23 protein-coding genes are annotated in these 22,382 nt (G+C 71.3%); 10 read left to right on the top strand and 13 right to left on the bottom strand.

Going from position 1 to position 22,382, the window contains the following annotated elements:
* Positions 1 to 73 precede the first annotated feature (73 nt).
* Both O7553_RS03830 and O7553_RS03835 read right to left on the bottom strand, forming a co-directional pair.
* Entirely contained in the window at positions 74 to 331 is a 258-nt protein-coding gene (locus O7553_RS03830) for a WhiB family transcriptional regulator (protein WP_123605230.1), read from the bottom strand.
* Between the two features lie 424 nt (positions 332 to 755).
* A complete protein-coding gene (locus O7553_RS03835; protein ID WP_281553496.1) occupies positions 756 to 1,706 on the bottom strand; it encodes a diacylglycerol kinase family protein in 951 nt (316 codons plus the stop codon).
* A 42-nt stretch (positions 1,707 to 1,748) separates the two neighbouring features.
* Between O7553_RS03835 and O7553_RS03840 the strand changes: the two genes are divergently transcribed.
* Entirely contained in the window at positions 1,749 to 2,138 is a 390-nt protein-coding gene (locus tag O7553_RS03840; protein ID WP_281553497.1) for a hypothetical protein, read from the top strand.
* 37 nt (positions 2,139 to 2,175) lie between these two features.
* Here the strand turns inward: O7553_RS03840 and O7553_RS03845 are convergent, their stop codons facing one another.
* Together O7553_RS03845 and sodN are read right to left on the bottom strand one after the other, a co-directional pair.
* Positions 2,176 to 2,589, bottom strand: a complete 414-nt coding sequence (locus O7553_RS03845) for an ATP-binding protein (protein WP_281553498.1) — start codon at positions 2,587 to 2,589, stop codon at positions 2,176 to 2,178.
* 190 nt (positions 2,590 to 2,779) lie between these two features.
* Positions 2,780 to 3,187 (bottom strand): superoxide dismutase, Ni, encoded by a 408-nt coding sequence (sodN, locus tag O7553_RS03850; protein WP_281553499.1) that lies wholly within the window; start codon positions 3,185 to 3,187, stop codon positions 2,780 to 2,782.
* Positions 3,188 to 3,296: 109 nt separating this feature from the next.
* Here sodN and O7553_RS03855 point away from each other — a divergent pair, with 109 nt between their 5' ends.
* Positions 3,297 to 3,626 carry a S24/S26 family peptidase gene (locus O7553_RS03855; protein WP_281553500.1) on the top strand — a complete coding sequence of 110 codons (330 nt, stop codon included), beginning with the start codon at positions 3,297 to 3,299 and terminating at the stop codon, positions 3,624 to 3,626.
* 139 nt (positions 3,627 to 3,765) lie between these two features.
* Complete coding sequence (locus O7553_RS03860) at positions 3,766 to 4,932, top strand: NADP-dependent malic enzyme (RefSeq protein ID WP_281553501.1); 1,167 nt, start codon at positions 3,766 to 3,768, stop codon at positions 4,930 to 4,932.
* A gap of 94 nt (positions 4,933 to 5,026) precedes the next feature.
* Here the strand turns inward: O7553_RS03860 and O7553_RS03865 are convergent, their stop codons facing one another.
* Entirely contained in the window at positions 5,027 to 5,200 is a 174-nt protein-coding gene (locus tag O7553_RS03865) for a hypothetical protein (RefSeq protein ID WP_281553502.1), read from the bottom strand.
* Positions 5,201 to 5,364: 164 nt separating this feature from the next.
* Between O7553_RS03865 and O7553_RS03870 the strand changes: the two genes are divergently transcribed.
* On the top strand, positions 5,365 to 5,655 hold the full coding sequence (locus O7553_RS03870; RefSeq protein WP_281553503.1) for a DUF1707 domain-containing protein: 291 nt from the start codon (positions 5,365 to 5,367) through the stop codon (positions 5,653 to 5,655).
* 31 nt (positions 5,656 to 5,686) lie between these two features.
* Positions 5,687 to 6,649 carry a zinc-binding dehydrogenase gene (locus O7553_RS03875; protein WP_281553504.1) on the top strand — a complete coding sequence of 321 codons (963 nt, stop codon included), beginning with the start codon at positions 5,687 to 5,689 and terminating at the stop codon, positions 6,647 to 6,649.
* 25 nt (positions 6,650 to 6,674) lie between these two features.
* Here the strand turns inward: O7553_RS03875 and O7553_RS03880 are convergent, their stop codons facing one another.
* Positions 6,675 to 7,637, bottom strand: coding sequence for a chlorophyllase (locus O7553_RS03880; protein WP_281553505.1), 963 nt, complete (start codon positions 7,635 to 7,637; stop codon positions 6,675 to 6,677).
* 136 nt (positions 7,638 to 7,773) lie between these two features.
* Between O7553_RS03880 and O7553_RS03885 the strand changes: the two genes are divergently transcribed.
* On the top strand, positions 7,774 to 7,938 hold the full coding sequence (locus O7553_RS03885) for a hypothetical protein (RefSeq protein ID WP_281553506.1): 165 nt from the start codon (positions 7,774 to 7,776) through the stop codon (positions 7,936 to 7,938).
* A 25-nt stretch (positions 7,939 to 7,963) separates the two neighbouring features.
* Here the strand turns inward: O7553_RS03885 and O7553_RS03890 are convergent, their stop codons facing one another.
* The 7 genes from O7553_RS03890 to O7553_RS03920 all read right to left on the bottom strand — a co-directional run bounded on the left by O7553_RS03890 (position 7,964) and on the right by O7553_RS03920 (position 18,095).
* Positions 7,964 to 9,091, bottom strand: a complete 1,128-nt coding sequence (locus O7553_RS03890) for an acetate kinase (protein ID WP_281553507.1) — start codon at positions 9,089 to 9,091, stop codon at positions 7,964 to 7,966.
* Positions 9,088 to 11,151 carry a phosphate acetyltransferase gene (gene pta, locus O7553_RS03895; protein WP_281553508.1) on the bottom strand — a complete coding sequence of 688 codons (2,064 nt, stop codon included), beginning with the start codon at positions 11,149 to 11,151 and terminating at the stop codon, positions 9,088 to 9,090. The genes O7553_RS03890 and pta overlap by 4 nt, the downstream gene beginning before the upstream one ends.
* A gap of 81 nt (positions 11,152 to 11,232) precedes the next feature.
* The gene (locus tag O7553_RS03900; RefSeq protein WP_199757927.1) at positions 11,233 to 11,409 is read right to left on the bottom strand and encodes a DUF6104 family protein; all 177 of its coding nucleotides are present in this window, start codon (positions 11,407 to 11,409) and stop codon (positions 11,233 to 11,235) included.
* A gap of 13 nt (positions 11,410 to 11,422) precedes the next feature.
* Complete coding sequence (locus tag O7553_RS03905; protein WP_281553509.1) at positions 11,423 to 15,346, bottom strand: multifunctional oxoglutarate decarboxylase/oxoglutarate dehydrogenase thiamine pyrophosphate-binding subunit/dihydrolipoyllysine-residue succinyltransferase subunit; 3,924 nt, start codon at positions 15,344 to 15,346, stop codon at positions 11,423 to 11,425.
* 225 nt (positions 15,347 to 15,571) lie between these two features.
* Positions 15,572 to 16,399, bottom strand: a complete 828-nt coding sequence (locus tag O7553_RS03910; RefSeq protein WP_281553510.1) for an ABC transporter permease subunit — start codon at positions 16,397 to 16,399, stop codon at positions 15,572 to 15,574.
* Entirely contained in the window at positions 16,396 to 17,310 is a 915-nt protein-coding gene (locus tag O7553_RS03915) for an ATP-binding cassette domain-containing protein (protein ID WP_281553511.1), read from the bottom strand. The genes O7553_RS03910 and O7553_RS03915 overlap by 4 nt, the downstream gene beginning before the upstream one ends.
* A gap of 26 nt (positions 17,311 to 17,336) precedes the next feature.
* The gene (locus O7553_RS03920) at positions 17,337 to 18,095 is read right to left on the bottom strand and encodes a hypothetical protein (RefSeq protein WP_281553512.1); all 759 of its coding nucleotides are present in this window, start codon (positions 18,093 to 18,095) and stop codon (positions 17,337 to 17,339) included.
* A gap of 120 nt (positions 18,096 to 18,215) precedes the next feature.
* Here O7553_RS03920 and O7553_RS03925 point away from each other — a divergent pair, with 120 nt between their 5' ends.
* From O7553_RS03925 to O7553_RS03940, 4 genes are all read left to right on the top strand, one after another.
* Positions 18,216 to 18,998 (top strand): GNAT family N-acyltransferase, encoded by a 783-nt coding sequence (locus tag O7553_RS03925; RefSeq protein ID WP_281553513.1) that lies wholly within the window; start codon positions 18,216 to 18,218, stop codon positions 18,996 to 18,998.
* Positions 18,999 to 19,150: 152 nt separating this feature from the next.
* A complete protein-coding gene (locus O7553_RS03930) occupies positions 19,151 to 19,972 on the top strand; it encodes a lysophospholipid acyltransferase family protein (RefSeq protein ID WP_281553514.1) in 822 nt (273 codons plus the stop codon).
* Positions 19,973 to 20,060: 88 nt separating this feature from the next.
* On the top strand, positions 20,061 to 20,762 hold the full coding sequence (locus O7553_RS03935) for a response regulator transcription factor (protein WP_281553515.1): 702 nt from the start codon (positions 20,061 to 20,063) through the stop codon (positions 20,760 to 20,762).
* Positions 20,759 to 22,375, top strand: coding sequence for an ATP-binding protein (locus tag O7553_RS03940; protein ID WP_281553516.1), 1,617 nt, complete (start codon positions 20,759 to 20,761; stop codon positions 22,373 to 22,375). The genes O7553_RS03935 and O7553_RS03940 overlap by 4 nt, the downstream gene beginning before the upstream one ends.
* Positions 22,376 to 22,382: the final 7 nt, after the last annotated feature.

Genomic DNA, 22,382 nt, shown 5'->3' on the forward strand with positions numbered 1-22,382 from the left:
TGCCAGGTACGACGGCGCCCCGGAGACAGCTCCGGGGCGCCGTACGGACGTCGCTTGGTGGTGGTCGGGTGGGTCAGGCAGTTTGAGCGCGCAGGACGCGCAGTCCGCCGCGACGCTTGACGGCGCGCCGCTCCTCTTCGCTCATCCCGCCCCAGACGCCAGCGTCCTGTCCGGACTCCAGCGCCCACTGCAGGCACTGGTCGGTCACGGAGCAGCGCCGGCAGACAGCCTTGGCCTGCTCGACCTGCAGGATCGCGGGGCCGGACGTCCCGATCGGGAAGAACAGCTCCGGGTCCTCGTCGCGGCAGACAGCATGGTGACGCCAGTCCATGGCGGCAACACTCCTCATTCTGGATCGGTGGCGGTAAATGCTCCGGTCTTTCTTTATGCGCCCGCGCAGTCGGCCACAACGGATTGCATCCGTCGGATCGGCAGCGCGTGAGCAGGCGTAAGCCTGTGGAACGTTGCTCCTAGCTGCCGCGTGGCGAGCGCATCCAGGCAACGTCCCGGGTGAATCGGTCCGCTTGTGAATACTTTCACGAACCCCTGCGATGTCAAGAGCAGCGCTCAGAAAAAGTCCAATCGGGTGAGCAACGTCACGACCCATTTGTCCGTTTTCTGACGCTCACCGACACCCGGAGTGCGACAGTCAAGAATCAATGTAGTACGTTCCGCGCCGCAGTGCAGGCATTTCGGCCACGTGTCTTCCGTGCCTCTGGTCACGCTCCGCAGTCGAAGCTCTGTTACGGAGAGTGTCAGAAGACTACTCGCAAGGCCTCTCGGACCGCCGCGAAACGGACTTTGAGCCGCTCTCCGAGATAATCTCCGTCGAGTTGGAAGGCCTGCGGCTGTGTTGCGGATAGCGTAAATTCGGACAAATCATGCAGTCGGACGAGTTGGCGGCCGCGCGGATCCGGTCGGCTGGCGGCGACCTGGGCCAAAGTGCGGGTGGTGCTCGGCACATGCAATTGGCGAAGCGCCATCACGTCCAGGCCGAGATCGAAGGACGCCTCCGGATTCGGATTGATCGCCCGCTCACCGATGAAGGTCCACGGCGCGGTGTTCTGCACCACGACGGTGGCGAGTTCCGTCGCCACCGGCTCACCGGCCCGCTCCAACCGGATCGCCGGATGCCGCCGGTCCATTCCGATGAAGAACTCGCTGACCATCGACCGCAGGTAGAGGCCGACGGTGGACCGGCGCCCGCGCAGTCGGGCCCGCTCGACCTGCCGGATCACCGCCGCGTCCAACCCCAGCCCGGCGCAGAAGGTGAAGTACCGGCCGTCGGCGCGGCCCAGCCCGACGGTACGGAACCGCCCGGTCCGCAGACCCTCCAGCAGTACGCTCGTCGCCTCCGGCCACTGCGGCGGCAGCCCCACCGCGCGGGCGAAGACGTTCGTCGAGCCGAGCGGCACCACCGCCAGCGCCGGCAGCCGGTCCGCTGCCGCACCCGGCAGCGTCTCCATCGCCGGAGTGGACGTCATCAGGCCGTTGACGGCCTCGTTCACGGTGCCGTCGCCGCCCAGCGTGACCACCACGTCGAAGCCGTCCTCAGCGGCCGCCCTGGCCAGTGCGACGGCATGCCCGCGCCGGTGGGTGGACGCCACCGACAGGTCGACTTCGCTGCGCAACGCCCGGACGATCACGTCCCGGGTGCGCTCGCTGGTGGTGGTGGCCTTCGGATTGACCACCAAGAGGGCCCGCATGGGCGGCACTTTATCGCGAGCCGGCGCGGGTATCGTGACGCCGTGACCATCGACGCACAGCCCACTCCGGTGACGTTGCGGTGGGCTGTGCGGTTGCTGGCCGGAGAAGCCGTGGCCGTCGGGCTGGTCGCCGGCTACCTCGCGTACCAGGATTTCACCAGCACCGCGACCGATCTCGCCTCGGCGCTGATCGTCACCGGGTTCGCCGTCGGAGGTGCGGCGCTGCTCGCGGTGCTGGCCCGTGCGGTGGCCCGCCGCCGTAGCGCGGCCCGGGCACCGGCGATCGTCGCGCAGTTGATGCTGCTACCGGTCGGCTACTACATGATCGTCGGCGGCCTGGTCTGGCTCGGCGTACCGCTGATCGCCCTCGGTCTGTCGGTGACGGTGCTGCTGGTGGCCCCGCCGACGACCCGAGCCTTTGGGCTGGAGTGACCGACCGGCTGCCGGTCGGGGTGGGCCCACCGGTCGGTCAGTGCTGGCCGAACCGGCGGGTGAGCAGCCTGATGCTGGCCTGGCCGCTGCTGGCGGTCGCCGACGCCGACGTGGTCAGCGCCCGGAGCACCTTCCAGGCGAAGGAGGAGTCCGGTGGCAGTCGGGCACCGCGTACCGTCGCGACGGCGACCTCGACGGTCAGCGCGTCGTCGGTCACCGAGAACCGGCACTGCAGGTCCGCGTTGCGGGCGGCGACGGCGAGCAGCATGGCGCAGGCCTCGTCGACCGCGATCCGTAGATCCTCGATCTCGTCCAGCGCGAAGTGCAGGCGTGCGGCCAGCCCGGCCGTCGCGGTACGCAGCACGCTCAGGTAGCCGCCGTCGGCAGGCACGGTGAGCAGCACCACGTCATCGTCGACGGTCGGCTCGGATTGTGTGACCAGCGAACTCATCCCGGATACCCCCGCGTGGACTCTACCGGTTGACGTCTATCCCTGCGGTGTCATCCGGAGTGATTCGTTGTCCGACCGAGCCGGGCGGGTGGTGTGCGGCAGCTGACACCTGCCACGGCCGTGGCAGGGCGACCTGCGCCCGGCGGCCCCGGCCGGCCGGTGCGCGTCGCGCACCGGCCGGACCGACGGATCACGCCTGCTTGGTCTCCCAGAAGATCTTCGCAATCTCGTCGATCTTGACCAGCAGCTCGTCCGCCTTGGCCGGGTCGACCGACGCCTTGGTCCCGCCGCCGCCACCGGCGAGCTTGGTCGCCTCGTTGAACAGCTGGTGCAGCTGCGGGTACTTCTCGAAGTGCGGCGCCTTGAAGTAGTCGGTCCAGAGCACCCACAGGTGGTGCTTGACCAGCTCGGAGCGTTGCTCCTTGATGATCAGCGCCCGGGTGCGGAACTCCGGGTCGGTGTTCGCCTGGTACTTCTCCGCGATCGCCTTGATGGATTCGGCCTCGATCCGGGCCTGCGCCGGGTCGTAGACGCCACAGGGCAGGTCGCAGTGGGCGCTGACCACCGTGCGCGGAGTAAACATGCGTAGAAGTCGCATCAGGACCCTCCGTGTGTTGGCCGGCGGCACGATCGCCGGCACGCGTAAGCTGGAGGATGATCCTCCCTGCCGACCCTATCGCGCATCGGCCTCGCTGACCGGGTGGGAGGTGCAAGTGCTTTCGCCGCTGTTCGCCGTGCTCGTGCACGGCCCGTCTATGGCACCCACCTTGCGGCACGGCGACGCGTTGCTGGTCCGCCGGGGCGGGCGGTCGGTCCGCCCCGGGGACGTGGTGGTCGCCACCTTCCGGTCCCGTCCCGGACTGCTGGTGGTCAAACGAGTGGTACGGGCCGAGTCCGGCGGCTGGTGGCTGCGCGGGGACAACGATCTGGTCACCGACGACTCCCGCGCCTTCGGGGTGGCCGACGTGCGTGGCCGGGTGCTGTGCCGCTACTGGCCACGGCCGCGCCGGGTAAGCCCGGGTCACCGACTGCGGTGAACCACTTCGCAGGAAACCGCGCTGTGTGACACTATGCTCGACACGGAATCCGGGTGACCCCCGCAGCGCCTCGCCGGTCAACGCTGACCTCGCGCCGAGCCGGCGGCGATCTATCACGCTCAACGGCTCTGGAGTCACCATGTCTACTGTGGCAATCTCTGACCCGGTCTTCGACCTGCATCGGGGCGGCAAGATGGCGATCACGCCCACCGTCGCGCTGGCCGACCGGGACGACCTCTCACTCGCGTACACACCGGGGGTGGCCCGGGTGTGTGAGGCGATCGCGGCCGATCCGACCCTGGTCGACGACTACACCTGGGTGTCGCACACCGTCGCGGTGATCACCGACGGCACCGCGGTGCTCGGTCTCGGCGACATCGGCCCACGCGCCGCGATGCCCGTCATGGAGGGCAAGGCGGTTCTGTTCAAGCAGTTCGGCGACGTCGACGCGGTGCCGATCTGCCTGGACACCCGGGACATCGACGCGATCGTGGCGACCGTCACCGCACTGGCACCGTCGTTCGGCGGGATCAACCTGGAGGACATCAGCGCGCCACGCTGCTTCGAGATCGAGCGACGCCTCGACGAGGCGCTGCCGATCCCGGTCTTCCACGACGATCAGCACGGCACCGCGATCGTGGTGCTGGCGGCCCTGCGCAACGCGGTCGCCCTGCTGGACCGCAAGCTCGGCGACCTGCGGGTGGTGGTCAGCGGCGCCGGCGCGGCCGGCGTCGCGGTGACCCGGATGCTGATCGCCGGCGGCGTCGATCCCGCGAAGACCGTGGTCTGCGACTCGCGCGGCATCATCCACTCCGACCGGGCGGACCTCACCGGGGTCAAGGCCGAGCTGGCCGCGATGACCGCCGCGTGTGCCGGTGGCATCGCCGACGCGCTGGTCGGCGCCGACGTGCTGATCGGCCTCTCCGGCGGGCAGATCGACGAATCGGCGGTCGCCGGCATGGCACCCGGCGGGATCATCTTCGCGCTGGCCAACCCGACTCCGGAGGTCCACCCCGAGATCGCCCACCGGTACGCCGCCCTGGTGGCCACCGGCCGCAGCGACTTCCCCAACCAGATCAACAACGTGCTGGCGTTCCCCGGCGTGTTCCGGGGAGCCCTGGACGCCGGTGCCACCCGGGTCACCGAGGGGATGAAGGTGGCCGCCGCCGACGCGATCGCCGGCGTCGTCGCCGACCTGCTGCAACCGGAGGCGTTCGTGCCGTCGGCACTCGACCCCCGGGTCGCGCCGGCGGTCGCCGCAGCGGTCGCCGCCGCCGCCCGCCGCGACGGCGTCGCCCGTCGCTGACCCCGGGCACCGGCGTCGCCCGCCGTCGACACCGGACCGGTCGTGCCCGGTGTCGACGGCGTCGACCGAGCGGCTGGGCCGACGAACGAACTGGTCAGCCGCCGAGCAGCCGGCCGATGGTGCGTACGAGATCGGCGTAGAAGGTGCCGTCGATCTCGCGGAACACGGCGAACGGGCTGCCCGCGTCGCCGAAGAAGGGCCGTAGCGTCCAGGCGAGTTGAGTGCCGACGAAACCGAAGAGCATGATCCAGATGTAGACGAGATTCATGCTGGCCGGGCGCTGTGCCGCCCCCACCCCCACCGGTGACGATGCGTGCGTATATCGGTGCGCTCCGTCACCGATGGGGCCTGTGTTCTCCCGAAGTCCCAGCTCAGCCGACCCCTCAGCCGACTCCGCGACGGCCCCGGACGTGGGCCGCCTAGGCTGGTCGGATGGACCGCCCCGACCTGCGCGCCTCGGACGAGGACCGGGAGCGGGTCGTACGCTGCCTCGAGCGGCACACCTCAGCCGGTCGGCTGAGCCTCGATGAGCACGCCGACCGGGTGGAACGGGCCCTGTGCGCCCGGACGCACGGCGAATTGGCAACCATTCTGGCGGACCCGCCGGCCGAGCCGGCCGCGGCTGCCCCGGCCGGCCCGACCGCCACACACCAGCTGGTCGTGGCGTTCCTGATCGCCGGGGTGACACTCGCCGTACTCGCCGCGCTGCTCCTGCTGCGTTGACGCTGCCGCGCTCACGTAGCTAGCTGCTAGCGTGCGGTGCATGCGAGCTGTCTTCGCCTCGACGGTCGACGCCGACGACCCGCTCGCCGCGCTGCGCGTCGGCGATCTGCCCGAACCGGACCTGCCCGCCCCGGACTGGACGGTGGTCGAGGTCCGCGCCAGCTCACTCAACCACCACGACCTGTGGTCGCTGCGCGGTGTCGGACTGCCCGCCGACCGGTTACCGATGATCCTCGGCTGTGACGCCGCCGGCGTCGACGACGCCGGCAACGAGGTCGTCGTCCACCCGGTGGTGCCCGACCCGGCGGACCCGCGCGGCATGTCGATTCTGTCCGAGCGCTACCCGGGCACGTTCGCCGACCGGGTAGCGGTGCCCCGGTCGAACCTGATCCCGAAACCAGCCGGGCTGACCTTCACCGAGGCGGCGTGCCTGCCCACCGCCTGGCTGACCGCGTACCGGATGCTGACCACCCGGGGGCGGGCCGACCAAGCCGAGTCGGTGCTGGTCCAGGGAGCGGGCGGCGGGGTGGCGACGGCGGCCGTGGTGCTCGCCGTCGCGCTGGGCAAGCGGGTCTACGCGACCAGCCGGGACGAGAGCAAGCGGGACCGGGTCGCCGCGCTCGGCGCCACCGCCCTGGCGCCGGGCAGCCGACTACCGGAACGGGTCGACGTGGTGATCGAGACCGTCGGTGCGGCCACCTTCGACCATTCGATGAAGTCCGCCGCGCCCGGTGCCCGGATCGTCGTGTCCGGTGCCACCAGCGGTCATCTGCCCGCCGTCGACCTGCGCCGGGTGTTCGCCATGCAGCTGGAGCTCCTCGGCACCTCGATGGGCACCCCCGACGAGCTGCGGGACCTGCTGGCGCTGTGTGCGCAGCGGGGCATCCGGCCGGTCGTCGACACCGAATACGGCTTCAGCGAGGTACGCGACGCCTTCACCCGGCTGCACACCGGCCGCACGTTCGGCAAACTGGTGCTCGACCACCGGCGTTGACGAGCCGCGTCACCAACGGGCCGGGTCAGAGCTGGTTGTCGAAGACGGCGACCCCGGCCGGCGGGTCGTCGGCCAGCCGCCGCCGAGCGACGTCGTCGCCGTACAGCGTCCACCGCAGGAAGTCGGTGCTGGTGCCGAGTACCACGTCGTACGCCGGGTTGCCGGGCCGCAGCAGCGACTGACCGTGGTCGCCGTCGGGCAGGCTCAGCATCGCCTTCGGCCACGGCACCCGGTCGTACGCCGCCTTGCCCGACGCGTACGACACCACCTCGTCCAGTTCGCCGTGGATGAACAGCTGCGGTGCGGCGGCACCGCTGAACGCCGTACCGACGCCGAGCGCGCTGCCGGCCAGCACCACGCCGGCGTCCAGCCGGTCGTCCCGGGCGGCGGTGAACAACCCGACGGTGGTGATCCCGCCGGCTGAATGCCCGGCGGCGGCGACCCAGTCGACGTCGAGCCGGCCGGCGAACTCGTCACCGTCGCGGCCGTCGAGCGCCAGCAGCTCGTCCAGTACGTGCGACGCGTCCGCCGGCTGGTTGAGCACGTCCAGTGCGTTGCCGCCGGAGCCGCCCTGACTGGTGAACGGGTAGGTCGGGGCGGCGACGACGAACCCGGCCGCCGCCCACTCGGACAGCACCGTACGGTAGTCGGCCGGCCTGCCGCCGAGGCCGTGGCTGAACAGCACGACCGGGTACGGGCCGTCTCCGCCGACCGGGTACCAGACGGTGACCGGCAGCGGCCGGTCACCGCGGCTGAGATCGAGGGTGCGGGTGCCGACGTCGAGCCGTCGCGTCGGTGCCGATCGGCCGGGTCGCTGGTCGGGCTGCGCGGACGTCGGGTCGGGCTGGCCGGCCGCCGGGGCGGTCTGCGTCGCAGTCGGGGCGTCGGCCACCGGGCCGGGTGCGGCGGCGGTGCCGCATCCGGCCAGCGAGGTGGTGAGCAGACCGACGGTGAGCAGGCCGGCTACCGCCGGACGGAAGTCACGCATTGGACGATTGTTACCGGCATCCGTCGGGTCGACCACCGGCATCCGTCGGGTCGACCACCGGCATCCGTCGGGTCGACCACCGGCTCGCGCCGGCCGGTCGTGGCAGCGTCCAGTCGACTTCGCTAGGGTCTTCATCATGTCTGACGAGTACGTCGATCCGAGCGGCAACACCGAGGCGTTCCGGGCCTTCCAGACCTCGCCGTCGCCGGTCGCCGACCAGCCATCCCGGCTGCCGCTGATCATTGGTGTCGCGGTGGCGGTGGTGATCGTGGTCGCGATCGCCCTCTGGCTGGTGCTCTGATCCTTTCCGGCCCCGGCGACCAGGATCAGCCGGCGGTCAGCACCGCCCGCGTCTGACTGGCGATCTCGTACTCCTCGTCGGTGGGGACCACCCACACCTGCACCGGTGTGCCGTCCGGGGAGATCATCCGCTCGCCTCGGCCCTCGTCGTTGCGCCGCGCGTCGACCTGAACACCGAGCCGGTCGAGCCCGGCCAGCGACGCCGCGCGCACCGGGGCGGCGTTCTCGCCGACCCCGGCGGTGAAGACGATCGCGTCGACCCGACCGAGCAGCGCGTGGTATCCGCCGACGTAGAACCGGATCCGGGCACAGTAGATGTCGAAGGCGAGCCGGGCCGCCGGATCCCCGTCCGCGCGGCGGCGCAGCACCTCGCGCATGTCGCCGGCCCCGGTCAGCCCGACCAGGCCGCTGCGCTGGTTGAGCAGCCGGTCGACGTCGGCGGTCGACCAGCCGGCCACCCGCTCCAGGTGGAACACCACCGCCGGGTCGAGGTCACCGCTGCGGGTACCCATCACCAGGCCCTCCAACGGTGACAGCCCCATCGAGGTCGCCACGCTGCGCCCGCCGGCCACCGCGCAGACGCTGGCCCCGTTGCCCAGGTGCAGGGTGATCACGTCGACGTCGGCCGGCGCCCGGCCGAGCAGCGCGGCAGTCCGTCGGGACACGTACGCGTGCGAGGTGCCGTGGAACCCGTACCGGCGGATGCCGTACCGCTGCGCGGTGTCGACGTCGATCGCGTAGCTGGCCTGCTCCGGCGGCAGGGTGCGGTGGAAGGCGGTGTCGAAGACCGCGACCTGCGGTACGCCCGGCAGCAGCCGGCGGGCCTGGGCGATCCCGGTCAGATTGGCCGGGTTGTGCAGCGGGGCGAGCGGCACCAGCCGTTCGATCTCGGTGACCACCCCGTCGGTGATCAGGGTCGGTTCGGCGAACCGGACACCGCCGTGCACCACCCGGTGCCCGACCGCGCCGAGCCCGGCCAGGTCGACCCGTTCGGCCATCAGCCGCAGCGCGGCCGCGTGGTCGGCCGGCCCGCCGCCGGGCTCGCCGATCCGTTCGACGGTGCCCTTGTCGACCACCCGGTCGCCGTCGAAGAGCTGGTACTTCAGCGACGATGAGCCGCAGTTGAGCACCAGGATCCGGGCCGCGTCGCTCACTGCGCGGCCGCCTGGATCGCGGTGATCGCCACGGTGTTGACGATATCGGGCACGGTGGCTCCCCGGGACAGGTCGTTGACCGGTCGGCGCAGACCCTGCATGACCGGTCCGACGGCGACCGCGCCGGCCGAGCGCTGGACCGCCTTGTAGGTGTTGTTGCCGGTGTTCAGGTCGGGGAAGACGAAGACGGTGGCCCGCCCGGCGACGTCGCTGCCGGGCAGCTTGGTGGCGGCGACCGTCGGATCGATCGCCGCGTCGTACTGGATCGGACCCTCGACCAGCAGGTCCGGGCACCGCTTGCGGACCAGGTCGGTGGCGGCCGCGACCTTGCGGACGTCGTCGCCGCTGCCGGAGGTCCCGGTGGAGTAGGACAGCATCGCGACCCGCGGCTCGATACCGAACCGGGCGGCGGTCTGCGCCGAGCTGACCGCGATGTCGGCCAGCTGCTCGGCGTCCGGGTCCGGGTTGACCGCACAGTCGCCGTACACCAGTACCCGGTCGGCGAGCAGCATGAAGAACACGCTGGACGCGACCGACACGTCCGGCAGCGTTTTGATGATCTCGAAGGCGGGGCGGATCGTCGCGGCGGTGGTGTGGGTGGCCCCGGAGACCATGCCGTCGGCGTGCCCGGTGTGCACCATCATCGTGCCGAAGTAGTTGACGTCACCCATCACGTCGTGGGCGAGCTCCCAGGTGACGCCCTTGTGCCGGCGCAGCTCGGCGTATCGGGACGCGAAGTCGTCGCGCCACGGGCTGACCGTCGGGTCGACCAGCCGCGCGCCGTCGATCTGCACGCCCAGCTCGCGGGCCCGGCGGCCGATGTCGTCGGCGTCGCCGAGCAGGGTCAGGTCGGCGACGCCGCGTCGGAGCAGGATCTCGGTTGCCCGCAGGATCCGTTCGTCGGTGCCCTCCGGCAGCACCAGCCGGCGGCGGTCGGCCCGGGCCCGGTCGATCAGCGCGTACTCGAACATCATCGGGGTCACCCGGGCCGACCGGGTCACGTCCAGCCGGCGGGCCAGCTCGGCCGTGTCCACGCTGGATTCGAAGGCGCCGAGTGCGGCTTCCACCTTGCGGGGGTTCGCGGTGCTGGGCCGGCCGGAGATGCGTCCGGCGGTGGCCACCGCGTGGAAGCTGTCCGCCGGTGCGGACAGCACCGCCAGGTTGGTGCCGAGCCGCTCCACCAGACGCATCGCCCGCGGATCCGGTCGTTCCCCCAGCGTCAGCGCCACCCCGGCCAGCGAGACCAGCCCGGCGGCGTGCGCCGCGCTGACCGCGACCAGCAGGTCCGCCCGGTCGCCGGGGGTGATCACCAACGCGCCGTCGACGAGATGGTCCAGCAGCACCGGAACGTGTGCCGCGCCGACCACGAAGTCCAGCACGTCGCGGGCCAACGCGGCGTCGTCGCCGGCCAGCACGGTGGCGTCGAGGGCTCCGGCGACCTCGGCGACGGTCGGCGCGGAGACCGCCGGGATCTCCGGGATGGCGTAGACCGGCACCGGCAGCGTCGGGGTCACCACCCCGGCGTCGACCCGGTTCGCGATGACGGCCAGCACCGTCGCGCCGAGTTCGGTCAACGAGTGGTACGCGCTGCGGGCCGCGCCGGCGACCTCGGCGCTGTCCCGGTGGATCCCGTCGACGAGAGCCACCACCACACTGCCGAACTCGGTGGCCAGCCGGGCGTTGAACGCCAGCTCGCGGGGGAGACCGCCGTTGTCACCGGTGTCGTCGAAATCGCTGCCGACCACCAGCACCGCCGGGCAGCGCCGCTCCAGTTCGCGGTACCGGTCGACAATCCGCGAGATCAGCTCCTCCCGCCGACCGTCGGCGACCAGCCCGGCCGCCTCGGCGTAGCTGACCCCGTACAGCTGATCGTCGGGCAGGTCGATCCGGTAGCGCTCACGCAGCAGCGTCAGGGTCGCGTCCGGGCCGGCACCGACGACCAGCGGCCGGAACACCCCGATCCGCTCGACCCGGCGGGACAGCAGCTCGGCCAGGCCGAGGGCGACGGTGGACTTGCCGCCACCGGGGCCGAGACCGGCTAGGTAGACACTTCGCGCCACCGCCCCAACGTACAAGGCGGAGGCGGCCGGAGTCTGGTGACCTTGGTCCCGGCCCGGGTGGGTCCGGCGTCAACGCCTGGCTCAGTCGTCCTCGTCGTCGAGCCGGGCCAGCCAGGTGGCGAACCGCTCCACCGGGGTCTCGAACTCCGGGTGCAGGTCGACGAAGTCACGCAGCCGTTCGGCGAGCCAGGAGATGGCGACCTCCTCCTCGCCGCGGCGCTGCGCCAGCTCCTCGATGCCCCGGTCGGTGAAGTACACGTGTCCCTCCCGGTCAGCGTCGCGGCAGCGCGGCGTCGATCAGCGCGGACTGCTCGGCGTCGTGCAGCTTCGTCGAACCGACGGACGGTGCCGCCGCCGCCGGCCGGGAGATCCGCCGCAGCCGTACGCCGTCGAGGTGCTCCAGCAGGTTGAGCGCGACGAACGACCAGGCGCCCTGGTTGGCCGGCTCCTCCTGGACCCAGGCGAAGTCCTCGGCGTTCGGGTAGCCGGCCAGCGCCGCGCGGACCTGCTCCACCGGCAGCGGGTACAGCTGCTCCATCCGAATGATTGCGGTGTCGGTGTCGAGCTGACCGTTGCCGCCGGCGACCGCGTGCCGCTCGACGCGGGCCTGCAGCAGGTCGTAGTAGATCTTGCCGGTGCACAGCAGCACCCGCTTGACCGCTGCCGGCCGGCCGTCGGCTACCGGGTCCGGCAGCACCGGCTGGAAGGTGCCGGAGGTGAAATCGGCGACGGGGGAGACGCACAGCTTGTGCCGCAGCAGCGACTTGGGGGTGAACACCACCAGCGGTTTGCGCTTCGGCGACAGGGCCTGCCGGCGCAGCAGGTGGAAGTAGTTCGCCGGGGTGGTCGGGATCGCGATGCGCATGTTGTCCTCGGCGCACATCTGCAGGTAACGCTCCGGACGCCCGGACGTGTGGTCCGGACCCTGCCCTTCGTGGCCGTGCGGCAGCAGCAGGGTCAGCGCCGACCGCTGCCCCCACTTGACCTCGCCCGAGGAGACGAACTCGTCGACGATCGACTGGGCGCCGTTGACGAAGTCGCCGAACTGCGCCTCCCAGAGCACCAGCGCTTCCGGGTTCTCCACCGAGTAGCCGTACTCGAAGCCCATCGCCGCGTACTCGCTGAGCAATGAGTCGTGTACGAAGAACCGCGACTCGTCGGTGACCAGGCTGGCCAGCGGCAGGTAGTCGCGGCCGGTGTGGGCGTCGACCACCGAGGCGTGCCGCTGCACGAAGGTGCCCCGGCGGGAGTCCTGCCCGGCGAGCCGGACGGTGACCCCGTCGGCGAGCAGCGTGCCGAACGCGACGATCTCGCTGAAGCCCCAGTCGATGTCGCCGGAGACCGACATCTTCGCCCGCCGTTCCAGCAGCTGCTGGATGCGCTTGTGCGGGGTGAAGCCCTCCGGCAGGTCCACGTGCGCGTCGCCGACCGCCTGCACGGCGGCGGCGTCCACTGCGGTCGCCACCTGCGGCTCCGGCTCCGGCTGGCGGCCGGGCAACCGGCTGGTCGCCGAGGTGGCGGCGTCCCGGGTCGCCTTGAACACCTGCTCCAGTTGGGTTTGGTAGTCGCGCAGCAGCTCCTCGGCGTCGGTGATGGTGATGTCACCCCGGCCGATCAGCTCCTCGGTGTAGAGCTTGCGGACGCTGCGCTTGGAGTCGATGATCGCGTACATCAGCGGGTTGGTCATCGACGGGTCGTCGCCCTCGTTGTGCCCGCGTCGCCGGTAGCAGACCAGGTCGATCACCACGTCCTTGTTGAACGCCTGACGGTACTCGAAAGCGAGCCGGGCGACCCGGACGACCGCCTCCGGATCGTCGCCGTTGACGTGGAAGATCGGCGCCTGGATCATCCGGGCCACGTCGGTGGAGTAGAGCGAGGACCGGCTGTGCTCCGGTGCGGTGGTGAAACCGACCTGGTTGTTGACCACCACGTGCACTGAGCCGCCGGTCCGGTAGCCGCGCAGCTGCGACAGGTTGAGCGTCTCGGCGACCACGCCCTGCCCGGCGAACGCGGCGTCACCGTGTACCAGCAGCGGCAGCACGGTGTAGCCCTCCAACTTGAGGTCGATCCGGTCCTGCTTGGCCCGGACGATGCCCTCCAGCACCGGGTCGACCGCCTCCAGGTGCGAAGGATTGGCGGTCACCGACACGGTGATGCCGTGCTCGCCGTCCGGGGTGGTGAACTTGCCGACCTGACCGAGGTGGTACTTGACGTCCCCGGAGCCCTGAGTGGACTTCGGGTCGAGGTGCCCCTCGAACTCAGAGAAGATCTTCTCGTACGGCTTGCCGACGATGTTGGCGAGCACGTTGAGCCGGCCCCGGTGGGCCATGCCGATGACCACTTCGTCGAGGTCGGCCCGGGCCGATGACTGCAGGACCTCGTCGAGCAGCGGGATCAGTGACTCGCCGCCCTCCAGTGAAAAGCGCTTCTGCCCGACGTACTTGGTCTGCAGGAAGGTCTCGAACGCCTCGGCTGCGTTGAGCCGGTTGAGGATGTGCTTCTGCTCGGCGGCGTCAAGTTTCTCGTAGCCGCGCTCGATCCGTTCCTGGATCCAGCGGCGCTCCTCCGGGTCCTGGATGTGCATGTACTCGATGCCGACCCGGCGGCAGTAGGAGTCGCGCAGCACGCCGAGGATCTGCCGCAGCTTCATCCGCTGCTGGCCGGCGAAGCCGTCCACCGGGAAGGTGCGGTCCAGGTCCCACAGGGTCAGGCCGTGCTGCAGCACGTCCAGGTCCGGGTGCTTACGGATCTTGAACTCGAGCGGGTCGGTGTCAGCCATCAGGTGCCCGCGCACCCGGTACGCGTGGATCAGCTCGTTGACCCGGGCGGTCTTGTTGATCTGTCCCTCGGAGCTGACCGCCACGTCGCGTACCCAGCGCACCGGCTCGTACGGGATCCGCAGCGCGGTGAAGAGCTGGTCGTAGAAGCCGTGCTCGCCGAGGATCAGCTCGTGCATGGTCTTGAGGAACTCGCCGGACTGCGCACCCTGGATGATCCGGTGGTCGTAGGTGCTGGTCAGCGTGATGACCTTGCTGACCGCCAGGTCGGCGAGGGTCTCTTCGGACATCCCGGCGTACGGGGCCGGGTACTCCATTGCGCCGACACCGATGATCGCCCCCTGCCCGGTCATCAGCCGGGGCTGGGAGTGCACGGTGCCGATGCCGCCCGGGTTGGTCAGCGAGATCGTGGTGCCGTTGTAGTCGTCCATGGTCAGCTCGCCTCGGCGGGCGCGGCGGACCACGTCCTCGTACGCCTGCCAGAACTGCCGGAAGTCCATCTGCTCGCACGCCTTGATCGACGGCACCACCAGGGTCCGGGAGCCGTCCGGCTTGGCCAGGTCGATGGCGATGCCGAGGTTGACGTGCTCCGGCGCGACCATGTTCGGCTTGCCGTCGACCTCGGCGAACGAGTTGTTCATCTCCGGGTGCTCGACCAGCGCCCGGACCATGGCGTATCCGATCAGGTGGGTGAAGCTGACCTTGCCGCCACGGCCCCGGGCCAGGTGGTTGTTGATCACGATGCGGTTGTCGACCAGCAGCTTGGCCGGGACCGCGCGCACGCTGGTCGCGGTCGGCACAGCCAGCGACGCGTCCATGTTCTGCACGATCCGGGCGGCGACCCCGCGCAGCGGCGTCTGCCGACTGCCGCCGGCCGCCGAACCGTTGTCGGCTGCTGTCTTGTCGGCTGGTGCCTTGCCCGCCGTTCTGGTCGCGGCGGGCTGGCTGCCGGTCGACCTGCCGGCGGTGGTCTTGCCCGTGCCCTCCTGACCGGCGGCCGGCTTGGCCGGTGCCGTCTTGCCGGCCGGTGCCGTCTTGCCGGCCGGTGCCGTCTTGCCGGCTGGTGCAGCCTTGCCGGCCGGCGCGGTCGCCCGGGTGGGGCTGCTCTTTGCCGTGGTGGTGGGCTCGGCCGCCCGGCGGGTGGTCCCGCGCCCCGGCGCGGGCGCCCCGGTCTGCTGAGCGGTCCGCGCGGCCGGCGCGTCGGTGCCGGCCCGGGCTGCCGCCGTGGTCGCCGTCGCGGCGGCCGCCTCGGTGGGCGAGGCGACCTGCTCGTGGCTGTAGTCGGCGAAGAAGTCGTGCCAAGCCGGATCTACGCTGGCGGGATCGGTGAGATACTTCTGGTACATCTCATCGACGATCCACTCGTTCGGGCCGAAGCCCGCCAGCGGATTGTCCTGCGAAGTCTGCTGGGTCGACACGGCCGGTAATCGCCTCTTTCACGCGGTCGGATTTGTCACGCGGGGGACGCCACCAGGGTCGGGGCGCTGGTCGGGACGGCTACCAGGCTACGCCGTACGCCGACGGGCGGCATTGTCGCATGCGGCTCGTGTCACTTTTCACAACGGTTGCCCCAGCCGTACCGGCCGGCACGGCGGTTGCCGTACCGGCCGGAATGGCAGGTCAGTGGTGGTAGGCCCGACCGGTCAGGAGATGTCCCGACGGCGGGTGATCACCGTACCGACGATGCCGGTCAACAGCGCGTAGCCGATCAGGATCAGCGCGCCGGTCCACCGGGGTGGGCTGTCCGGCAGGTCGGTGCCGGCGACCATCAACTGCGACGCGATCGAGGGCACCAACCACTGCAGGTCGCTGACCCAGTCGCCGAACCGGGACGCCAGTGTGGCAAGGATGATCGCTGTGCCGAGGTAGCCACCCAAATAGAGCAGGATCGCCGAGACGGTGGCCCCGAGCTGACTGCGGATCAGCACCCCGAAGCCGACCCCGAAGATCGCCCACAGCAGGTAGGCCAGGCCGTTGAGCCCGACCGCCTCCCAGACCGCGCCCGAGCCGAACTGTGCACCGATGTCGAACGTGGCCAGCACCAGCGCACCGGCGATCAGGTTGACCACCGTGGTGATCAGCCAGAAGACGAAGCCGAGCAGCGACGCGGCGGCCAGCTTCGCCAGCACCACCTCGGTACGTCGTGGGCTGGTCAGGAAGGTCGTGGTCGCGGTCTGGTGGAAGTACTCGTTGGTCACCACGATCACGCCGAGCAGCATCACGACCAGCAGCCCGAAGAACTGGCCGTTGGTGTAGAGGTTGGCTGCCAGCGCCGGCGCCTCGCTGACGGCGCTGAGCACCTCGTCGTTCTCCGGCGTCGTCGGGCCGAACCGCTCCGGGTCGGACAGCACGCTGGTCTGCACGTAGTTCACCAGCAGAGTGACCGCCCACAACGGCAGGTAGATCAGGCCGAAGACCCACCAGGTGGCGGTGGTGGTGATCTTGAGCAGCTCGCTGCGTACCAGGTTCATCGGATGGCCGCCTTCGCGCTGGTCAGGTCCAGGAAGACCCGTTCCAGGTCGGGTCGTTCGGTGGTCAGCTCATGCAGCTCGACGCCCTCGGCCAGGGCGGTCCGGCCGACTGTCGGCGCGTCCGCCCCGACGACCAGCAGCGTGCCGTCCGGCGCGGTCTGCACCGTCGCCTCGGCCCGGCTCAACGCCGCCGTCAGCTTCTCGCCGTGCGGGGTGCGGACCCGGATCGTCGGGGCACCGGACATCGAGGCCATCACCTCGCCGACCGGGCCGTGCCGGACCAGCCGACCGGCCGCGATGATCACCACGTCGTCGGCGAGCAGCTGCATCTCGGCCAGCAGGTGGCTGGAGACGAGCACCGTACGGCCCTGCGCCGCGAACGACTTGAGCAGGTCCCGCATCCAGCGGATCCCCTCCGGGTCCAGCCCGTTGGCCGGCTCGTCGAGGATCAGCACCTTCGGGTCGCCCAGCATCGCCGCGGCGATCCCCAGCCGCTGCCGCATGCCGAGCGAGTAGCCCTTGAACTTGCGCTTCGCGGCCGGCGTCAACCCGACCAGGCCGAGCGTCTCCTCGGCGCGGCGCAGCGGCAACCCGGCGGCGGCGCAGATCACCCGCAGGTGGTTGATCCCGGAGCGGCCCTTGTGCGCGCTGGACGCCTCCAGCACCGCGCCGACGTGCCGCAGCGGATCGGTCAGGTCGGCGTACCGTCGCCCACCCACGGTGGCATGACCGCTGGTCGGCGTGACCAGGTTGAGCATCATCCGCAGGGTGGTCGTCTTGCCGGCCCCGTTCGGGCCGAGGAAGCCCGTCACCCGCCCCGGCTCCACCGTGAACGACAGATCGTCGACCGCGCGGACATTGCGGTACTGCTTGGTCAGCCCGGAGACGACGATGCGTCCGTCCTCCGACATGTGGCTCCTCTCGTCACACCGCCCCGTCACCCGGCGGCGGGTCCGGCGATGGCGATCCAGGTCGCCCGGGCCGCCGCCAGCGGTTGTCCCGCAGCATCGTAGAGCGTCGTGCGTACCTCGGCCTTGCGGCCGCTGGTTTCGATCAGTTCGCCGACCACCACGCAGCGCTGGCCGGGTGCCGGCAGTGCGGCCACCGTCGCGGTCATCCGGCCCAGCAGGTACGGCCGGCCCGCGGCGAGCACCGTCCAGCCGCCGGGGCAGTCCAACGCGGCCCAGACCGTCGGCACCGTACGGTCGTCCGGGACGACGAACGGCGCGGCGGTGCGTCCGTCACCCGCCGGCCCGGGAAACACCTGCAGACCGTCGGGGTGCCGTGGGCCGCAGACGTAGCAGTCCGGGAACGGATGGGCGTCGTGTCCCGGGTACCGGGAGCTGGCAGCCTCCGCCGTGGCCAGGTCGACCGGCGGTACGGGCGGCTCGCCCGCCGGGCTGGCCGAGCCGTCAACCGGGCCGGTCAGCCCGCCGATCGAGCCGTGGACCGCCTCGGCCTCGGCGATCAGCGTGACCGGATCGGCGCCGGTCTCCACGCTCAGGGTGTCGTCGGCGGTACGCACCACCCGCAGCTCGGTGTCCAGCGGCGGCGGCCGGCGCAGGGTCACCCGGACCGGTCGACCGGGAACCACGGTGGCCGGGTCGGCGCGCAGCAGCGCCTGGGCGAACCGGCCGGCCGCGTACCCGCCGTTGGCAGAGCCGGTCGGGCCGTTGAACCGGGCGGAGATCAGCATCGGACCATCCTCGCAGTCGGCCGCCACCGCCGTTCGATCGACACCGCCGTTCACCGGATCGACACCGGTGCCATCCGCTACCGACACGCCGACGGTTCCGGGGCACCTTACACAGTTGTCATGGCCGTGTTGCTGACCGCCGCTACCCCAACCAGGACCAGCGAGTACGTCGTCTCGGTCGCCGATCACACCGATCAGGTCGCCGCCGCGCAGCGACTGCGCCGCCAGGTGTTCGCCGCCGAGTTCGGTGCCGGCTGCGACACCCGCTCCGGCGGGTCGGACGCCGACCGGGACGTTGACGGGTTCGACGAACACTGTGACCACCTGATTGTCCGGCACCGGACCGGTGCCGTGGTCGGCACCTACCGGCTGCTGCCGCCGGACCGCGCCGCCCGGCTCGGTCGCTGGTACGCCGACACCGAGTTCGACACCAGACCACTGCGGCTGATCGGTGACCACCTGGTGGAGGCCGGCCGGGCGTGCGTGCACCCTGACCACCGGGGCGGGGCGGTGATCAACCTGATCTGGGCCGGCATCGCCCGCTACCTGCGGGACCGTGACCTGCGTTGGCTGGGCGGCTGTGCGTCGGTGCCGCTGCACGACGGCGGTGCGAGCGCCCACGCGGTCTGGCGCACGGTCCGGGACCGGCACCTGGCCCCGCCGCTGCTGCGGGTGCGGCCACGTCGCCCCTGGCTCGCCGAACCCGAACCGCCACCCGCACCGGTCCTGCCGAGGACCGGCCGGGTCGGCATGCCGCCGTTGCTGCGCGGCTACCTGCGACTCGGCGCCTGGGTGTGCGGCGAACCCGCGTACGACCCCGACTTCGCAGTCGCCGACCTGTACGTGCTGCTGTCGCTGGACCGGATCGATCCCCGTTACCTGCGTCACTTCCTGGAGCTGTGATGGCACCGAGATCGCTCGCCAGGTCACCGCGACCGCTCGCCAGGTCACCGCGACCGGTCGGGCACGGCACTTTCTGGCGACCCCGATCCGGGTGTGGGGCCGGCTGTCTGCCGCCCCCGCCCACCGTGCCCGCCGCCGGCCGATTGACCCGGTTGACCCGGCTGACCGGTGTGCTCGGCATGCTCGCCGCCGGGCTGGTCCTGCTGGTGCTGCTGCCGCTGCTCACCCGGCGGCTACGCCCGGTCGCCGGGCGACTGTGGGCCCGCGGACTGCTGCGTACGCTCGGCGTCCGGCTGCGGCTCGTCGGCCGGCTGCCGGTCCGGGCGGCGCTGCTGGCCGCCAACCACGTCTCGTGGCTGGACACCCTGGCCATCCTCGCCGTCACCCCGGCCCGGCTGCTGGCCAAGCGGGAGATCCGCGGCTGGCCGGTGATCGGCGCGCTGGCCCGGGTCGGCGGCACCCTGTTCATCGACCGCGACCGGCCGCGTACGCTGCCCGGCACGGTCGCTGACGTCGCCGCTGCGTTGCGCGCCGGGCACCAGATCGCGGTGTTCCCGCAGGCCACCACGACCTGCGGCACCGCCGGCCGGGCCACCTCCGCCGGTCGGTGCAGTTCGGGTGCGCCGCGCCCGGCACCGTTTCGCCCCGCGTTGTTCCAGGCCGCGCTCGACGCGGAGGTGCCGGTCGTCCCGCTCACCCTCACGTACCACTTCGCCTGCCCGGCCAGGACCCCGCCAGCCGGGCCGGCCGGCGCGGTCCCGGCCGGGCCGGTGCCGACCAGCGTGGCGGCGTTCATCGGAGACGAGGCGTTGTGGCCGTCGGTACGGCGGGTGCTCGGGCTGCGGGACCTGGTGGTGACGCTGGACGCCGGTGCGCCGCTGCCGCCGGACCGGTTCCGGCACCGGCGGGCCCTCGCCCGGCTCGCCGACCGCGACCCGGCACCGGCCCGCTCCGCCCTCGACCTTGTCGGCTGAGGTCACTCGTCCGGGCGTGGAGCTCACTCTCAGCTGATTGTCAGCGGCTCCCCAGGCCGAACCCAGACCGATCCGGGATGATGCGGTCATGACCGCATCGCAGACCGAGGCGAAGCTGCTCGTCGTCGAGGACGACCCGAACATCCTCGAACTGCTCTCCGCCAGTCTGCGGTTCGCCGGATTCGACGTCACCACCGCGACCAGCGGCAGCGCCGCGCTCAACGCCGCCCGCGAGCGCCGGCCCGACCTCGTGGTGCTCGACGTCATGCTGCCCGACCTGGACGGCTTCGAGGTGATCCGGATGATGCGGGAGGCCGGCACCCGTACCCCGGTGGTCTTCCTCACCGCGCGGGACGCCACCGACGACAAGATCCGCGGGTTGACCCTCGGCGGCGACGACTACGTCACCAAGCCCTTCTCGCTGGAGGAGCTGACCGCCCGGATCCGGGCGGTGCTGCGGCGTACCAGCAACGGCGGTCAGATCTCGTCCCGGCTCACCTTCGCCGACCTGGAGCTGGACGAGGAGACCCACGAGGTCTACCGGGCGGGCAACCGGGTGCAGCTGTCACCGACCGAGTTCAAGCTGCTGCGCTACCTGATGCTCAACGCCAACCGGGTGCTGTCCAAGGCGCAGATCCTCGACCACGTGTGGAACTACGACTTCCGGGGCGACGACAACATCGTCGAGTCGTACATCTCGTACCTGCGCCGCAAGATCGACAACACCCAGCCCCGGCTCATCCACACCCTGCGTGGCGTCGGCTACGTGCTGCGCAAACCAGCGGCGTGAGCAGGCCGACGCTGGCGCCCGCCCCGGTGACGGGCTGGCTGCGCGGCGTACCGCTGCGGGTCAAGCTGGTCACGTCGGTGCTCAGCCTGGTCCTCACCGCGCTGCTGGTGATCAGCGTGAGCAGCGCGTTCTTCCTGCGCAGCTACCTGGTCGACCAGATCGACACGGACCTGCGCGACTACGTCGTGAAGCTGCGCGAGGAGGTCAGCAACGCGCAACGCCTGCCGGTGTGGGACCAGCCAGCTTCGGTGGACGCCCCGCTGCCGACCAACTACCTGGTGGTCGTCTCGTACCAGGACGGCCCGATCGGCGGGCCCTACTACGACGACGACCGGATCGCCACCGGCGAGCTGCCGCGCTGGCCGGCCGACTGGGACGGCTTCGCCGCGCTGCAGGGCGAGCCGAAGACGGTGTACGCCCGCAACGGCGCCCCACGCTGGCGGATGCTCTACGCGTCGCTGCCCACCGGCGACGTCATCGCGGTCGGGCAGAGCCTCGTCGACGTCGACCGGGCCGTCAGCCGGCTGGTCTGGATCGACATCCTGGTCGGCATCGGAGTGGTGACGCTGCTGGCACTGGCCGGTGCCGCGATCGTACGGACCAACCTGCGGCCGCTGGTCGAGATCGAGCAGACCGCGGCGGCCATCGCCGCCGGTGACCTGAGCCGGCGGGTGCCCGACCCGGAGCCGGGCGTGCACGTGCCGCAGACCGAGCTGGGCCGGCTGTCCCGCACGCTCAACGCGATGCTGACCCAGATCGAGGCGGCGTTCACCGCGCGGGCGAGCTCCGAGTGGGCGGCCCGGATGGCTGAGGCGTCGGCCCGGGAAGCCGCCGTCGCGGCCCAGTCCTCGGAGACCCGGGCCCGCCGGTCCGAGGAGCGGATGCGCCAGTTCGTCGCCGACGCCTCGCACGAGCTGCGCACCCCGTTGACCACCATTCGCGGCTTCGCTGAGCTGTACCGGCAGGGGGCCGCCGCCGCGTCGCCGCAGGAAGCGGCCCGGCTGGTCCGCCGGATCGAGGACGAGGCGGCCCGGATGGGTCTGCTGGTGGAGGACCTGCTGCTGCTGGCCCGCCTCGACCGGGAACGCCCGTTGGATCTGGCGCCGGTCGAGCTGCCGGTGCTGGCCAGCGACGCGGTGCAGGCGGCCCGGGCGGTCGACCCGCAGCGCCGGGTGGAGCTGGACATCGGGCCCGGTGCCGGCCGGCTGGTCGTGCTGGGCGACGATGCCCGGCTGCGTCAGGTGATCGGCAACCTGATGACCAACGCGATCAACCACACTCCGGCCGACACGCCGGTCACTCTGCGGTTGCGAGCCACCGAGCCGGGGTTCGCCACGGTCGAGGTGGCCGACGAGGGGCCCGGTCTGACCCCGGAGCAGTCCGAACGGGTCTTCGAGCGGTTCTACCGGGCCGATGCCGCCCGTACCCGCAGCACGGGGCGGCCGACCGGCACCGGACTCGGGCTGGCGATCGTCGCCGCCCTTGTCGCCGCCCACTCGGGCACCGTCGAGGTGCACAGCGAGCCCGGCCGGGGCGCCACCTTCCGGGTCCGGCTTCCGCTGGCCGACACGGACCTCGCCGACTCCGAATCCATCGACGACAGCGAATCATGATTTTCAG

Origin of the sequence: Solwaraspora sp. WMMA2059, from assembly GCF_027497315.1 — a bacterium.
Classification (GTDB): Bacteria; Actinomycetota; Actinomycetes; order Mycobacteriales; family Micromonosporaceae; genus Micromonospora_E.

Excerpts from the sequence above, each read along its gene's own strand:
- O7553_RS03845 (WP_281553498.1), bottom strand. The coding sequence starts at position 2,589 with ATGAGTTCGCTGGTCACACAATCCGAGCCGACCGTCGACGATGACGTG.
- O7553_RS03885 (WP_281553506.1), top strand. The coding sequence starts at position 7,774 with ATGTCTGACGAGTACGTCGATCCGAGCGGCAACACCGAGGCGTTCCGG.
- O7553_RS03910 (WP_281553510.1), bottom strand. The coding sequence starts at position 16,399 with ATGAACCTGGTACGCAGCGAGCTGCTCAAGATCACCACCACCGCCACC.
- O7553_RS03925 (WP_281553513.1), top strand. The coding sequence starts at position 18,216 with ATGGCCGTGTTGCTGACCGCCGCTACCCCAACCAGGACCAGCGAGTAC.
- O7553_RS03860 (WP_281553501.1), top strand. The coding sequence starts at position 3,766 with ATGTCTACTGTGGCAATCTCTGACCCGGTCTTCGACCTGCATCGGGGC.
- O7553_RS03920 (WP_281553512.1), bottom strand. The coding sequence starts at position 18,095 with ATGCTGATCTCCGCCCGGTTCAACGGCCCGACCGGCTCTGCCAACGGC.
- O7553_RS03865 (WP_281553502.1), bottom strand. The coding sequence starts at position 5,200 with ATGAATCTCGTCTACATCTGGATCATGCTCTTCGGTTTCGTCGGCACT.
- O7553_RS03935 (WP_281553515.1), top strand. The coding sequence starts at position 20,061 with ATGACCGCATCGCAGACCGAGGCGAAGCTGCTCGTCGTCGAGGACGAC.
- sodN (WP_281553499.1), bottom strand. The coding sequence starts at position 3,187 with ATGCGACTTCTACGCATGTTTACTCCGCGCACGGTGGTCAGCGCCCAC.
- O7553_RS03835 (WP_281553496.1), bottom strand. The coding sequence starts at position 1,706 with ATGCGGGCCCTCTTGGTGGTCAATCCGAAGGCCACCACCACCAGCGAG.
- O7553_RS03830 (WP_123605230.1), bottom strand. The coding sequence starts at position 331 with ATGGACTGGCGTCACCATGCTGTCTGCCGCGACGAGGACCCGGAGCTG.
- O7553_RS03880 (WP_281553505.1), bottom strand. The coding sequence starts at position 7,637 with ATGCGTGACTTCCGTCCGGCGGTAGCCGGCCTGCTCACCGTCGGTCTG.
- O7553_RS03915 (WP_281553511.1), bottom strand. The coding sequence starts at position 17,310 with ATGTCGGAGGACGGACGCATCGTCGTCTCCGGGCTGACCAAGCAGTAC.
- O7553_RS03870 (WP_281553503.1), top strand. The coding sequence starts at position 5,365 with ATGGACCGCCCCGACCTGCGCGCCTCGGACGAGGACCGGGAGCGGGTC.